Source organism: uncultured Flavobacterium sp. (assembly GCF_963925415.1).
Classification (GTDB): domain Bacteria; phylum Bacteroidota; class Bacteroidia; order Flavobacteriales; family Flavobacteriaceae; genus Flavobacterium.
The window spans coordinates 1-15,344 of the sequence record NZ_CAWUTS010000061.1 but is presented as its reverse complement, the minus strand read 5'-3'; the positions used below and the strand labels follow the sequence as shown (position 1 = coordinate 15,344).

The following is a 15,344-nucleotide window of genomic DNA, read 5'->3' as shown; positions in this document are numbered from 1 at the left end:
ATTGTTCTAAATTTATTAAAAATAGCTTATATACTAAAAAATAAAAATTTTGAAAATAAAAAATTTTTTAACATATTATTGAATAATGATCACAAAATAAAAAATATAGCATTCATAATAAAAATAAATTATTTTTATTATACCTAATGTAATAGGGTATTGCTTGTAAAAAAACTTTATTTTTTATTTAACTTGACAATAAAAAAACTTCATAAAGTAAAATTAATTAACTTAAAGTTAAAAATAAATAAATAAAACACATAATTTAAATAATATATATATATATTTGTATTATTATATTAACACTATGAACATAATTGGATACAAAATTAGACACATTAGAGAGAAAAAAGGATTATCTCAAGAAAACTTAGCGCAGGAGCTAGGAATCACACAACCAAGTTATGCACGACTCGAAAAAGAAGATCAGCGTATAAAGATAACACGTTTAATACAAATTGCTCGGATACTTAAAACTACAGTGGCAGAATTAATTGATGAAAGCATAGAAATAAATAATAAAAAAACTATGAGTGAAATTCAAAGTTATTCTAACATAGACGAAAAAGAGACCATAATAAATGCAGATAAAGATCATATATTAACTTTAAAAGAAGAAAATGCATTTTTAAAAAGGTTAGTTGAAAAAATAAATATTGAATTTAAAACGAATTAAGCATAAAAGATAATTAATGAAAAGATGTATAATTAACATCTGACCAAAAGAAAACCTTTTAAATTAATAAGATTAGTAAGAAATGTGATAACAATAGCTGATAAAGATCACATTAAATTTTAAAAAAAAAACGCAGTTTTAAAAAAAGTTAAGAGTTAAAAACAAAAAGAGAAAAAAATATTTTATAAAATAACAACTTACTAATAAAATATTTAATTGAATGTTGTTTTTTTAATATAGCACTTTAAAACTCTACCTCAACTGCTTCTACAACTAAAATATCATTAAGATAACTTTCAAAAGTAGATTTTTTAGCATTTAAAGTAAAAACACCTTGAATGTCATCTTTAAAAGCAATAAAAACAATAGGGTTTGATGTTTTAAATAATTGATATATAATTTTTTCATGTTTATTAACTAATCGATATCCATTTTTTGTAGACCAAACAGACAATAAATTTATTGAAGGTTCTTTGTTAGTAAGAGCAGGTTTGTCTTCTACTTTACGAATTGGATTTACTTGTGAGATAAGGTATAAATTTTTAACTTTTGTAAAACCTTCAAGCGATTTTAAAGCTAAACGTGTAACTTGATTATATGCTATATCGTAAACTTTTTCTCTTGTTTCAAATAATTCACTCGCAATAATGATATTGTTTTGGCAATCTTTTAGTTCAACTTTAATTTTAGTACTAAACATCGAATTATTTTCTACTAAATTTAAAATTAAAGCATTACATCTATTATTTGCTATTTCATTTGGCAAAACTTCACTGTCATAATAAACTGTAAATCCTTCTTTCTCAAAAAAAAGCTTACACATGGTGTTTAAATTATATTGGTTATCTTTTTTTAAAAAATCAAACTTTTTTGACATAATAACAACCTTGTAGTTTTCTTGAGCATATGAAAACATTGAAAACAAGACCATAGAAAGGATTACTATTTTTTTCATTTTATAATATATTTTTTAATTCTAACAAATGACTTACTTGAAACACGTCATGATTTACTTTTATTTTTCCTTCATTAAAATAAATGGCATCCATGCCAAAATCTAAAGCTCCTAAAACATCAGCTTCAAAGCTATCGCCAATCATAATACTATCCTCTTTTGAAGCATTAGCAACACGCAATGCATATTCAAAAATAATAGGATTTGGTTTTTTTTGTCCAGCCATTTCAGAATTAGTTATGGTTTCAAAATAATGGCCAATATTAGAATTAGTTAACTTTTTATCTTGAACTTGACTAAAACCATTGGTAATAATATGCAAAATATAATTAGGCTTTAGATACTCTAATAACTCTATAGCTCCATCAAAAAGATGATTGTATTCGGGCAAATAAGTAATGTAATCTTCTGATAATTGATGAATTAAATCTTCAGAAATGTCAAATTTTAAAGCATCGAAAACATCTTTTAATCGATAATATCTTAAATCTTCGTGTGAAATTTTATTAACTTGATACAGCTTCCAATAATATTGGTTTCGAGGCATGTAAATCTTTAAAAACTCTTGAACTGAAATTTTTAATTTATGATTTTTAAAAATAGTATCGAAGGCAAAACCCGAGTTTTTATCAAAATCCCATAACGTGTGATCTAAATCAAAGAATAGGTGTTTTTTGTGTTTATACATCTTATTTTTTTACAATTTCAGCGTCATCAATATGATAAATCCAATCTTCAATGTCGGTTTCGTTATATCTAAATGTGCCTTTTAATGTAACGTATTGATCTGTATTTAATTTGGGCAAACCTCCTCCTTTAAACTTAATTCCTGCAAGTGACTCTGGACCAGATTTTCCACAAAAAAAACAAGCAGCAAATACATTTTTACTAATTGCATAATTTTTTGAATCAATTGGAATAATGAATCCACTTATAATTACGGTTTTTTTTCCTAATGCCTTTAACTGATCATTAACAACCGGAAAATCAACTTCTCCATATTCTTTTACAGTTTTTTTACTGTAATCAATTTTACCTAATAATTTCCACGTTAAGGTGTCTTCAACTGTAATTTTTGAAGTGCTTTTGAATTCTTTTTTTGTTGATTTTGAAAAACTGAACAAGAAAAAAGTAACTAGTAAAGCTATACTAATTTTGATAAATTTACCCATTTGCTAATGTTTTTGATATATTTAAATTATAGGCTTTTAGAGCCGGAATTAACGCTGCTAATAAGCCAACTAAGATAGTGAGTAAAAACAATACTCCTTCTTTATCCCAAATAAATTCATAAGGATTAAAACTCATTTTAAAATCATCTGCAGTTGAAGCGGAAAGCAACATCAATGCAAACCTACCAAGAATAGTTCCAAAAACAAAACCTACAACACACAATAAAAGACTTTCTATAACTACTAGTGACAATAATTTAAACCGTCCTGCACCACTAACTCTCAATAAAGCAAATTCAAATTTACGTTCTTTTAACGTATTAAATAAGGCAATAAAAATTGAAATTCCAGAAATAAACATAATTCCATAGGCTAAATAAAGCAAGGCATCAATACCTATTCCAAATAATTTGAACAATCTGTTAACTTCAATAGCTGGAGAAGCAACCTGCATTTTAGTATTTTGAGCAATGATTCTTGGCCATGTTACAACAGCCATTTTGTTTCTAAATTTAAATAAAACAGCAGTAATTTCCATTTCTGGTTCTTCAATAGTAAAATCATTTTCATGTTCATGACGAATATGCCCTTCATTTCCATGAGAAGGATTATCTGATTTTTCTACTTCCTGTTCCTTATGACTTCCGTGCATTTGCCAAACACTTGGAATATTACATAAAATTAAATTGTCAACGACTTTTCCTGTTTTTTGTGCAATTCCTACAACCTTATAACCTTCATTTTCGTGAACCTCTCCTTCTGCTGCATCTCCATGAGAACCAAAAAAGGTGTCTCCTACTCTAATGCTTAATTTTTGAGCAATATCATTTCCTAAAACAACTTCAAAATTATGTTCAAATAAGGTTCCTTTTGAAATTTTAGCATCATATTTTTCTAAATAATCTGGAGTTGTTCCCACAATTTTAAAACCTCTATAGTTGTCTCCAAAGGCCAAGGGAATAGCTTTCTCAACAAAAGGGCTATTCATCCATACTTTTGCATCATCATAACTTATATTGCCTGTTGGAGCATCTACTTGGTATACCGATGAAAGTATTAATTGCAATGGACTTCCTTGTGCTCCCATTACTAAGTCTACACCATCTATATTACTGCTAAATTTTTCTTCAAATTGTTTTTCTAATAAAATTAAAACGGTAATAATTGCAACACTTGACATCAATAATACAATACTCAAAATAGTATTTAAAGGTTTAAACCATATATTTCTCCAAGCTAACTTTGCTATCATATCATGGTTATTTGATTGTGAAACTTACTTTTTATTCTAGAGTCATGAGTAACAATAATTAAAGCAGCTTTATATTCTTTAGACAAAGTGGTTAGTAATTCTATTACCGTTTCAGCATTTTTATCGTCTAAACTTGATGTGGGTTCGTCTGCTAATAAAACTTTAGGCTTATTGATTAAGGCTCTTGCAATAGAAAATCGTTGTTGTTGACCAACACTTAATTGAGAAAGCAATTTGGACGCATACTCAAACAAACCTAATTCGCTTAATAATTTATTGGCGGTAATCGAATTTTTATTTCCATTTGCCAACCAACTTGTCATTTCCAAATTTTCTAAAACATTTAAAGAAGCAATAAAATAGGGTTTTTGAAAAACAATACCAATATTTTTTCCTCTAAAAAAATCATTTTTTCTTTCAGACAACGCTACGGTATTTGTATTGTCAATTTCTATTTCACCAGATTTTGGACGTAATATTCCTGCCAAAATATGCAAATAGGTCGTTTTACCTCTACCTGAATTTCCTGTAATTAAAAGGGTATTTCCTGCCGTGCAAAATATATCGGGCATGTGAAACAATTCGCCGTTTGGGTATTGAAATGTAATGTGCTTAGTACTTATCATTTTTAAACATCCTAAATTTTGAAATTGCAAGATAAGTATTTGAAATGTATATATTTCTTAATAATTATTTAAATTAATCAGTAAATATTCCTTCATCCATAAAGCTATAATACCCATGTTCTGTGATAATAATATGGTCTAATACTTGAACTTCTAGATGTTTGGATGCCTCTCTAATTTTTTTTGTAATTTGAATATCAGCTTCACTAGCTCCTAATTTTCCTGAAGGATGGTTGTGTGTTAAGATAATTGAAGTAGCATTATATTCAAATGCTGTTTTGAAAATCAACCGTACATCTACAACTGTACCTGTTATTCCTCCTTTCGAAAGCTGACTTTTATAAATTATTTTGTTAGAGTTATTGAGGTACAAAACCCAAAATTCCTCATGAGGAAGTTCTCCTATAATCGGTTGCATGATTTCAAAAACCATTTTACTTGAAGAAATTTTAGTAAATTGTACCGCCTCTTCTGCTCTTCGTCGTCTGCCTAATTCTAAAGCTGCAGCAATAGATATGGCTTTTGCCTCTCCAATCCCTTTAAATGATGTTAGCTCATTAATCGAGATTTTTCCTAATTGATTTAAATTATTATTTGTAGATGCTAAAATGCGTTGGCATAATTGTACAGCACTCTCATTGCGAGAACCAGATCCAATTAAAATAGCTAATAATTCAGAATCAGATAAGGAAGATTTTCCTTTTAATAGAAATTTTTCACGTGGGCGATCGTCTTCTGCCCATTGGTTAATTGGTGTGTACATGATTTATATGGCTTATAATTAAAGTTCTAAGTAAATTAATTTTATACAAATTTCAAAATAAAAACAGTAACTTTTTTTTAAGATGTTTCTGTCTTTTTTTATTCAAGTAAATTATCCCATCAACTCTTTCACTTCCTCAAAATCCAATCCACCATAATTACCCGAACTCATCAATAATAAAGCAGCATTATCAAAATTTTGAGCAAATAAGAACTCTTTAAACTGTTTTGGATTGGTATAAATAATTAAATCATCCCTTTGGAATGATTGTGCAATTTGGTCATAAGTTACTTCTTCTAATTGCTTAATTTTTACTGCATCTGGCGAATAAAAAACTACAGCTATATCTGCTGCATCTAATGCTCCTTGATATTCTTTTAAAAATTCAGCATTCAAACTTGAATAGGTATGCAATTCTAAACAAGCTATTAATTTTCTGTCTGGATATTGATTTTTTACTGCTTTTGTTGTTGCCGAAACCTTGCTTGGTGAATGAGCAAAATCTTTATAAGCTACTTTATTTTTACTTTCAGCAATTTTTTCTAAACGTTTACTTGCACCTTTAAAAGTAGCAATGGCTTCATAAAAGTCAGCCTCATCAACACCCATGTTTTGACAAATCCATTTAGCTCCAGCTAAATTATTTAAATTATGAGCCCCAAAAACCTCAATTGGCATTGACCCTTCTGGAGTTTCTAACAATGTTACGCCGTTTACGATCTTGTAATTTGGTGTTTGATATGCTAATTTTCTTATGGTATTTTGAGTTGCTTCAACGACGTTTTTTACCGCTTGATCTTCTTCATTATAGACTATAATACCACCTTTTGTTATTAGGTTTACAAAAATAGCAAACTGTTCTTCATAATTGTCAACTGTAGGAAATACATTTATATGGTCCCAAGCAATGCCAGAAATTAAGGCTATATTAGGTTGATATAAATGAAATTTTGGACGTCTATCTATTGGAGAAGACAAATATTCATCGCCTTCTAAAACTATAAAATCATTTTCGTGTGTTAGATGAACCATTGTTTCAAAGCCTTCCAATTGGGCTCCAACCATATAATCCACTTCGATATTATGAAAGTGCATTACATGTAAAATCATGGATGTTATTGTAGTTTTTCCATGTGAACCTCCAATTACAACTCGAGTTTTGTTTTTAGATTGTTCATACAAAAATTCGGGATATGAATAAATTTTCAAACCTAATTTTTGAGCTTTTAACAATTCAGGATTGTCTACTTTTGCATGCATTCCCAAAATAATGGCTTCAATGTCTGAAGTTATGTTTTTGGGAAACCAACCCATTTCATGGGGCAATAATCCTTTTTTATCTAATCTTGACTTTGAAGGTTCAAAAATAGCGTCATCACTCCCCGTAACTTGATATCCTTTGTTGTGTAATGCTAGAGCTAAATTGTGCATGGCAGCTCCGCCGATGGCAATAAAATGTGTTCTCATTTAAAATGGTTAAAGTTCTAAGTGGTTAAAGTTCTAAGAGATTTGGCACAACACCTATATAACTCTAAAAACAAACCTATTTACCTAATTTATAATATTCTTCTTTTAATTGTCTTGCTTTTGATTTATGTTGCATTTTATTCAAATATAAATCATATAATCTTTCGTATGTTTTTTGTGAATTTTCTATTTTATATGCTTTTGAATAATTTGTTAATGCCTCATGATACCGATCAAAATAAACATCTATATACCCTTTTGTTAAATATCCCTCAACTAAAGAAATATTCATGATCTCTGCAGCAAATTTTTGAGCTTTAGTTTCGCTTCCTCCAACAATTGCTGGTAACTCAAGATAAAACATTACTAAAGCTAAACGAGAGTCTATGTGTTTTGCATCTAATTTTGTAGCGGTTAAAAAAGTGCTTTCTACTTTATCTATCATGCCTAAAGCTTTAAACTTATTAACGCTTTTAGCCTTCATGCCCATAGCCCCTCCTAATTTATAATAATAATTAGCATTTTTGGAAATAATGTTTTTAAGGCATCATACTGTTTTATAGCTTCATCCCACTGCTCTAATTTTCCTGCTATATCGCCTAAATATTCAATGCATTTAGGCTGATTTGGATTGGATGCTAAATAACTCGAAAACATTTCTTTTGCTTCTAATAATTTATTATCAGCATATAGCTTTTCTGCCTTTTCTAAGGTAGTTTGAGAAAATCCAAATTGAATACTTAACAATAATAAAAATAAAAAGTTTTTCATTCCCAATAATTAATTCCAAAAATAAGAATTTGATTTATGAATAACTTATAATTTTAAAATATTTACTGCTTTTAAAAAAAAGAGTACATGTTTTAACAGTAATTGGGCTTTTATGCTTGCTATTTAACCTAAAAAAGACTTTCTAAATTTTAAAAAGTCTTTTTTAGATTACTATTGAAATTAATTATTTAATATTTATTTTTTTTGTTACAACAACATCTTGACTTTTAAATTTTACGAAGTAAACTCCAGTTGAAGCATTTTCAACATTAATATTTTGAACTAAACCGCTCGCTAATTTAAAGTTTTTTTCATAAATCACTCTTCCAAAATTGTCTAAAATTTCTACAGAATAATCATTGTTAATAAAATTACTTAATTTAAGTTCAAATGAACCTTGATTTGGGTTTGGATAAATAGAAAAGTTGTTTTTTTCAATTAGATCGTTAAACAAGGTTCCTTGATTAAAACTGCTATAAATGGTATTCAAGTGAGCAAGACTTCTAGTGGCTTGACCACTAGTAAACATATACATACAAACATCATTCGAATAATCCATATAGTTCATTGTTAACTCCTTTGGTGTGCCTGTACAAGTAGAATAGTGATTGATATTTGGGCATCCAAGATTTGAAGTGTTATGTTGAGGAGTATCTGCCACTTGATCATTACCACAAGATGCATCTCCCCATATATGATGTAAATTCATATAGTGTCCTAATTCATGTGTTAGGGTTCTTCCTAAATTAAAAGATCCAGTAGGAACGTGACCTACACAACCTACACCAGAACCAAAAGCATTTATAGAAATAAAAACAGCCGAGCCATTTGCTGGGCTTGAGGCTAAGTAAGCATATCCTAGGACACCATTATTAAGAGCTTTTACAACAATGTTTAAATACCCTGCCCAGTTTGAATTATAATCTGAAAGTTGAGCAAAATCATATCCAATTGTAACAGCGGGCTGTCCGTTGAGCAAATTTGCATCAAAACCAACAGGATGGTTTTGAGTTGCTAAAACAAATTCAATATCAATAGATCCTGGCACTATTCCAGGAAAGTAAGCCCCTGTAGTATATATCCAAGTAGACATATCTGTATTAGAAGCATTATAATCTGCGTTTAAAATATCTATTTGGCTTTGCGCTAAAGCTACTAAACATACTCTATTAACATTTAATCCATCCGGATAATGAACTGCTACAGGTATTTTAAAAGTTGTTTGTGGTGATGAGGTTCTTAAAGAATTGTTTTCTAAACGATCTAATTCTAATTGTGATTTTGCAATTTGAACTTCATACTGCTCTCTTAATATTGGATTAGAAAGCATTTCTTCCATTTTTTCTTCCAAACCACAAGTTCTCTGCTGTGCTGTGCAAAATTGAAATGAAACTAATAATAGGATGAGTAATTTTGTATTCATGCTTTTATATTTTTTTTATAAAAATACAAAAAAAACCAATATGTGTTAATTTTATGTGTTAATTTTTAAACAAGTGTTAAAAAAAATATCATGTTCTTTAGTTAATTCAACATTTTCCACAATTTATCCTTCAATTCCGTTAATCCTTGATTGGCTAATGAAGAAATGAACATGTAGGGTATATCCTTAAAATCGCTATCTAGTTGTAATTTTAATTCTACTTTTAATTCATCATCAAGCATGTCCGATTTAGAAATTACCAATAATTTATCTTTGTCAAGCATTTCAGGATTATATCTACGTAATTCATCTAATAAAACATCATATTCTTTTTTAATATCATCAGCATCAGCTGGAACTAAAAACAACAACGTTGAGTTTCGTTCAATATGGCGTAAAAAGTAATGCCCAAGGCCTTTTCCTTCAGCTGCTCCTTCAATGATTCCTGGTATATCAGCAATTACAAACGATTGAAAATCTCTATAGGCTACAATTCCTAAATTAGGTTTAAGTGTAGTAAAGGCATAATCTGCTATTTTAGGCTTTGCCGAAGTTAACACCGAAAGTAATGTTGATTTTCCTGCATTTGGAAAGCCTACTAAACCTACATCAGCTAATACTTTTAATTCTAAAATAATATCAACTTCTTCAACTGGCATTCCGGGTTGAGCGTAACGTGGTGTTTGATTTACTGAATTTCTAAAATTCCAGTTTCCTAGTCCTCCTTTACCTCCTTTTGCTATGATTTTGGTCTCATTATGATCCGTAATTTCAAATAAAACATCACCTGTTTCTTTATCTTTTACTATGGTTCCAAGGGGCACTTCAATGTACTTATCATCACCGTCAGAACCTGAACTTCTGGAGCTTCCTCCATCACCACCATGACCTGCTTTTACATGACGCAGAAATTTTAAACTAAATAAAGTCCAAAGATTTTTGTTTCCTTTTACATAAACATGTCCGCCACGACCTCCATCTCCACCATCTGGCCCACCCTTTTCAATAAATTTTTCTCTATGTAAATGCGATGATCCTTTTCCTCCTTTTCCAGAAGATATATATATTTTTACGTAGTCGACAAAATTTCCTTCAGTCATAACAAAGTTTGAAGTTAAAAGTTTGAAGTTATAAAGACTCCAAACTTATGTTTTTAATTTTTGCAAAGGTATCAATTTATAACATAAAAAAAAGACCTTACAAGTTTTAAAAACGAGTAAGGCCTTATTATAAATTTTAATGCAATTATAAACGATCTAAAACTTCACTCAATCGTTTAGTGACCTCTTCTATTTTACCTATACCATCAACAGATTTAAATTTATTTTGTGCTTTATAAAAATCCATTAAAGGAGCTGTTTTTTGATTGTATTCGTCGTAACGATTTCTAATTTTATTCTCGTCTTGATCATCTGGTCTGCCAGATGTTTTTCCTCGTTCTAACAAACGTTGTACTAAAATTTCATCATCAGCTTCTAAAGCAATCGTAGCTGTAATTTTTTGATTTTTTGAAGATAAAAAAGCATCTAAGGCTTGAGCTTGGGCAATTGTTCTCGGAAATCCATCAAACAAAAACCCTTTTGCTTCTGGATTTTTATTTACTTCATTTTCTAACATTTTTATTGTAACCTCATCAGGAACCAAATCACCTTTGTCCATGTAGGTTTTAGCTAATTGACCTAGTTCAGTATCGTTTTTAATGTTGAATCTAAAAATATCTCCTGTTGAAAGGTGTACTAAATTATATTTTTCTTTTAAAAAATCGGCTTGAGTTCCTTTTCCTGCTCCTGGTTTTCCGAATAAAACTATGTGAATCATTTCTATATTTGAATTTGTACGTTTTAATTGATATACATCTGGTAAATTTCTTCCTAATTCATTGTAGTCTAATCCATAACCAACAATAAATTTATCTGGAATTCGCATTCCTATGTAATCTAATTTTATGTCTTTTTTATACGCATCTGGTTTAAAAAATAAAGTTGCAATTTTTAAATGTTTAACATTTTTTTCTTTAAAAATAGTTTTCAATTCTTCAACTGTGTTTCCAGTATCAACAATATCTTCTACAATTACAACTGTTCTGCCTTCTAAACTTTGGTTTAAACCAATTAATTGTTTTACTTGATTAGTAGATTGAGTACCTTCATAAGATGTTAGTTTTACAAAACTCACTTCACATTTACCTCTATAATATTTCATCAAATCAGCAATCACTTTAAATGAACCGTTTAATACTCCAATAAAAACTGGAACTTCGTCAATAAAATCATCTTCTAATTGTTTTGCCATGTTTTGAACAGCAAAATCTATTTCCTGTGAAGAAATAAAAAGTTGAAAATATTTGTCGTGTAATTGTATCATCGATGATTTAAAAATAAAAGCGTAAATTTAGTAAAGAAAAAAGTATTAAGAAGTAAGTATTACATTTTTTTTGTAAAATTGATATATTTACACAAAAAAAATACTTGAAGCACTTTTGATTCAACAAAAACAGATCTAAAAAGCTATAAAACATATGAAGTCTGAAATGTATAACAAAATAAATCAAAGTACAGCCTACAAAAAAAGCAAGATAACCGTTTGTAATTTTGCCATAAAAAACAATGAAAACTTATCCGAATTAATTGCAATCGCTTTTGACACCACACACGAAAATCACATAAAAGCTTTTTGGTCTTTGGAATTGGTATCTAAAAATAGAATAAAATTACTTGTACCTTATCTTGATTCATTTTGTAAAATTTTACCCTTAATAAAAGAAGATTCTGCCCTGCGACCCGCTACAAAAATTTGCCTGTTTTTGGCAAAAAGCAATAATCGAAAAAACGGAATTGAACTAACTAAAGATCAAGAACATAATCTTATAGAAGCCCTTATAGATCGTTTAATTCAAAATGAAAAAGTAGCCGCAAAAGTATATGCCATGAAGGCCTTATTTTTTTTAGGCAAAAAATACAACTGGATTTATGAAGAATTAAAGCCAATAATTACACAAGATGCTTTTAACCACTCGGCAGCATATCAAACTTGTGCACGAAACATTTTGAAGAAAATTTAAGTTTTTAGCTTTTAAAAATTGTAATTTATATCTTTGCATAAACTGATAATAATGAATTATTTTTCTTCTGATTTTAAACTAGGGGTTTTAGGCGGAGGTCAATTAGGCAAAATGCTTTTGGCAGACACCCGAAAATTTGACATCCAAACATTAGTACTTGACCCTAGTGACGAAGCCCCTGCGCGTTATGCTTGTAACGCTTTCTTTAAAGGAAGCCTTATGGACTATGACACGGTTTATAAATTTGGTAAAATGGTAAACGTATTGACTATTGAAATCGAAAACGTAAACCTTGATGCCCTAGACAAATTAGAAGAGGAAGGATTAGCTGTTTTTCCGTCGCCTAAAACATTGAGGTTAATTCAAAACAAAGGAAAACAGAAAGATTTTTATGTCGAAAATGGCATACCTACCTCAAAACACTTTCGTTTTGTTGATTTAAATGATTTAAAAAACACTTTAAGAACCGAAGAATTAGAATTTCCGTTTGTATGGAAATGCGCTCAATTTGGCTATGATGGTAATGGCGTAAAAGTTTGTCGCTCAGCCATAGATTTAGTCAAACTTCCCGACGTAGAATGCATTGCAGAGGCTTTGGTACCTTTTAAAAACGAATTGGCTGTTATTGTTGTCAGAAATCCTAGTGGAGAAGTAAAAACATATCCAGTAGTTGAAATGGAGTTTCATCCTGAAGCAAATCAGGTAGAATATGTAATTTGCCCTGCCAGAATTAATGCAAAAGTTGCCAAAAAAGCCGTTGAAATTGCTTTGAATGTTTCTGAAAGTTTTAACCATGTTGGGTTATTAGCAGTAGAAATGTTTCAAACAGAAAACGATGAAATATTGGTAAACGAAGTTGCACCCAGACCTCACAACTCGGGTCATTATTCAATAGAAGCAAGTTACACCTCACAATTTGAGAATCATTTACGTGCCATATTAAATTTACCTTTAGGAAATACCGCTAGCAAAGTTGCTGGAATTATGGTTAATTTGGTTGGCGAAGAAGGATACGAAGGACAAGTTGTGTATGAAAACATTGAAAAAATAATGGCAATTGACGGTGTTACTCCACATATATACGGAAAAAGGCAAACACGTGCTTTTAGAAAAATGGGACACGTTACCATAGTAAATGAAAATATGGAGGAAGCCCGAAAAATCGCACAAGATGTAAAAAACAGCATTCGAGTAATTAGCATTCAATAACTGGTTTTAAATAGTGTTTTACACTTAAGCATTTGCTTATAAAAATGATAAGGCCATTTACTAAATTATATTTTATTATAAGAAGATTTATATAAATGAAATAAAAAACGATTAAATTTTAAACCAAATAACTTTTAAACATACCAAATGAAAGTAGCCATCATAATGGGTTCAAAATCTGATTTGCCAGTAATGCAAGATGCTATTGACATCTTAAACGGATTTGATATTGAAATCGAAGTAGATATAGTTTCGGCACACAGAACTCCCGAAAAATTATTTGATTTTAGTAAAAATGCCCACACTAGAGGGGTGTCAGTTATAATTGCTGGAGCAGGTGGTGCTGCACATTTACCAGGAATGGTGGCCTCAATGTCACCACTGCCTGTAATTGGTGTTCCTATAAAATCGAGCAACTCTATTGACGGTTGGGATTCCGTTTTGTCAATACTTCAAATGCCTGGCGGTGTTCCTGTGGCAACTGTTGCCTTAAATGGTGCAAAAAATGCTGGAATTCTTGCGGCTCAAATCATAGGCATTTCAGATAAGTGTGTATTAGACAAAATTGTTTTCTATAAAGAAAGTCTTAAAGAAGCAGTAATTAAGTCATCTCAAGAACTAAAAAAATAAAAACCATTTTCTTAAAATAACCCTTTCAGCGTTTCAAAACCTGAAAGGGGTTTAGTTTAATATCTATATGAAAAGTTTAACACAAAAGTTTAACACAAAATACAATTCGGCTCCTTTTTTAAAAATAAAAATGGCTGATTACCAACCTGCTTTTTTAAAAAATATAGCAGCTGCAAAATCCGAAATCGATGCAATATTAAACAATTTAGAAGCACCAACTTTTAAAAACACTATTGAAGCGTTAGACTTTTCTGGAGATGCATTGGATAGATTGTCATCTATATTTTTTAACCTAAATTCGGCAGAAACTTCTGATGAAATGCAAAAAATTGCACAAGAAGTTTCGCCACTTCTAACCGAATTTAGCAACGATATTACCTTAAACAAAGATTTGTTTAAACGTATAAAAGCCATTTATGACCAAAAAGAAAACCTGACTTTAAGCGCCGAACAAACAACTCTTTTAGACAAAAAATATAAAGGTTTTGCCAGAAATGGCGCACTACTTTCAGAAGACAAAAAAACACGTTTACGTAAAATTGACAGCCAGTTAGCCAAACTAAAATTGACTTATGGAGAACATGTTTTGGCTGAAACTAATAATTATCAGTTGCATATTACCAACGAAAAAGAATTGAGCGGTTTACCAGATGGTACAAAAGAAGCTGCAAAATCTTTAGCAAAAAATAAAAATATTAAAGGTTGGATTTTTACATTAGACCATCCCAGTTATATTCCGTTTTTAACTTACGCTGACAATCGTGAGTTGCGAAAAAAACTGGCCATAGCTGCAGGAAAAAAAGCCTTTCAAGACAACGAGTTTAACAATGAATCTAATGTACTGCAAATTACCCAATTGCGTTTCGAAAGAGCTAATTTATTAGGCTACAAAACACATTCGCATTTTGTTTTGGAAGAGCGAATGGCTCAAAACCCTGAAAAAGTTACGTCCTTTTTAAATGATTTATTAAAAAAAGCCAAACCAGCAGCAGAAAAAGAATTTGCCCAACTTTCCGCTTTCGCAAAAGAACTAGACGGAATTGAAACCCTAGAAAAATGGGACGGAACCTATTATTCTGAAAAATTGAAACAAAAATTATTCAGTTTAGACGATGAAAAACTAAAACCTTACTTTCAATTAGAAAATGTTTTAAAGGGAGCTTTCAGCATTGCCGAAAAATTATATGGATTATCATTCATCGAAATTTTTGATATAGATAAATACCACAAAGATGTAATAACCTATGAAGTAAAAGACGAAAATGATGAATTAGTTGCCTTATTTTATGCTGATTTTTTTCCAAGAAAAGGCAAACGAAATGGTGCTTGGATGACTTCT

General features: G+C 30.0%; 17 protein-coding genes. 5 read left to right on the top strand and 12 right to left on the bottom strand.

Annotated elements, in window-relative coordinates; all coding sequences use genetic code 11:
* The first annotated feature begins 307 nt into the window (after positions 1-307).
* Positions 308-676, top strand: coding sequence for a helix-turn-helix transcriptional regulator (locus tag AABM47_RS04905; RefSeq protein ID WP_338409810.1), 369 nt, complete (start codon positions 308-310; stop codon positions 674-676).
* Between the two features lie 244 nt (positions 677-920).
* Here AABM47_RS04905 and AABM47_RS04900 read toward each other — a convergent pair whose 3' ends face one another.
* The 12 genes from AABM47_RS04900 to AABM47_RS04845 form a co-directional block, all read right to left on the bottom strand.
* Positions 921-1,631: a hypothetical protein gene (locus AABM47_RS04900; protein WP_338409809.1), complete on the bottom strand. Its 711-nt coding sequence runs from the start codon at positions 1,629-1,631 to the stop codon at positions 921-923.
* 1 nt (position 1,632) lies between these two features.
* The gene (locus tag AABM47_RS04895; RefSeq protein WP_338409808.1) at positions 1,633-2,319 is read right to left on the bottom strand and encodes a YjjG family noncanonical pyrimidine nucleotidase; all 687 of its coding nucleotides are present in this window, start codon (positions 2,317-2,319) and stop codon (positions 1,633-1,635) included.
* A 1-nt stretch (position 2,320) separates the two neighbouring features.
* A complete protein-coding gene (locus AABM47_RS04890) occupies positions 2,321-2,803 on the bottom strand; it encodes a hypothetical protein (RefSeq protein WP_338409807.1) in 483 nt (160 codons plus the stop codon).
* Positions 2,796-4,055 (bottom strand): FtsX-like permease family protein, encoded by a 1,260-nt coding sequence (locus tag AABM47_RS04885; RefSeq protein ID WP_338409806.1) that lies wholly within the window; start codon positions 4,053-4,055, stop codon positions 2,796-2,798. The genes AABM47_RS04890 and AABM47_RS04885 overlap by 8 nt, the downstream gene beginning before the upstream one ends.
* Positions 4,052-4,681, bottom strand: a complete 630-nt coding sequence (locus AABM47_RS04880; protein WP_338409805.1) for an ATP-binding cassette domain-containing protein — start codon at positions 4,679-4,681, stop codon at positions 4,052-4,054. Before AABM47_RS04880 ends, AABM47_RS04885 begins: the two co-directional genes overlap by 4 nt.
* A 73-nt stretch (positions 4,682-4,754) precedes the next feature.
* A complete protein-coding gene (gene radC / locus AABM47_RS04875) occupies positions 4,755-5,444 on the bottom strand; it encodes a DNA repair protein RadC (protein ID WP_338409804.1) in 690 nt (229 codons plus the stop codon).
* 111 nt (positions 5,445-5,555) lie between these two features.
* Entirely contained in the window at positions 5,556-6,911 is a 1,356-nt protein-coding gene (locus AABM47_RS04870) for a Mur ligase family protein (RefSeq protein WP_338409803.1), read from the bottom strand.
* Between the two features lie 76 nt (positions 6,912-6,987).
* Positions 6,988-7,356: a hypothetical protein gene (locus AABM47_RS04865; protein ID WP_338409802.1), complete on the bottom strand. Its 369-nt coding sequence runs from the start codon at positions 7,354-7,356 to the stop codon at positions 6,988-6,990.
* A 53-nt stretch (positions 7,357-7,409) separates the two neighbouring features.
* Positions 7,410-7,682, bottom strand: coding sequence for a hypothetical protein (locus AABM47_RS04860; protein WP_338409801.1), 273 nt, complete (start codon positions 7,680-7,682; stop codon positions 7,410-7,412).
* Between the two features lie 184 nt (positions 7,683-7,866).
* Entirely contained in the window at positions 7,867-9,105 is a 1,239-nt protein-coding gene (locus AABM47_RS04855; protein ID WP_338409800.1) for a zinc-dependent metalloprotease, read from the bottom strand.
* Between the two features lie 101 nt (positions 9,106-9,206).
* Entirely contained in the window at positions 9,207-10,205 is a 999-nt protein-coding gene (gene obgE, locus AABM47_RS04850) for a GTPase ObgE (RefSeq protein WP_338409799.1), read from the bottom strand.
* 145 nt (positions 10,206-10,350) lie between these two features.
* Entirely contained in the window at positions 10,351-11,469 is a 1,119-nt protein-coding gene (locus tag AABM47_RS04845; protein ID WP_338409798.1) for an adenylate kinase, read from the bottom strand.
* Positions 11,470-11,623: 154 nt separating this feature from the next.
* Between AABM47_RS04845 and AABM47_RS04840 the strand changes: the two genes are divergently transcribed.
* The 4 genes from AABM47_RS04840 to AABM47_RS04825 all read left to right on the top strand — a co-directional run.
* Positions 11,624-12,166 carry a hypothetical protein gene (locus AABM47_RS04840; RefSeq protein ID WP_338409797.1) on the top strand — a complete coding sequence of 181 codons (543 nt, stop codon included), beginning with the start codon at positions 11,624-11,626 and terminating at the stop codon, positions 12,164-12,166.
* 51 nt (positions 12,167-12,217) lie between these two features.
* Positions 12,218-13,375 carry a 5-(carboxyamino)imidazole ribonucleotide synthase gene (locus tag AABM47_RS04835; RefSeq protein ID WP_338409796.1) on the top strand — a complete coding sequence of 386 codons (1,158 nt, stop codon included), beginning with the start codon at positions 12,218-12,220 and terminating at the stop codon, positions 13,373-13,375.
* Positions 13,376-13,522: 147 nt separating this feature from the next.
* Positions 13,523-14,005: a 5-(carboxyamino)imidazole ribonucleotide mutase gene (purE, locus tag AABM47_RS04830; protein ID WP_338409795.1), complete on the top strand. Its 483-nt coding sequence runs from the start codon at positions 13,523-13,525 to the stop codon at positions 14,003-14,005.
* A gap of 67 nt (positions 14,006-14,072) precedes the next feature.
* The coding region (locus AABM47_RS04825) for a M3 family metallopeptidase (RefSeq protein ID WP_338409794.1) at positions 14,073-15,344 on the top strand (1,272 nt) is incomplete at its 3' end.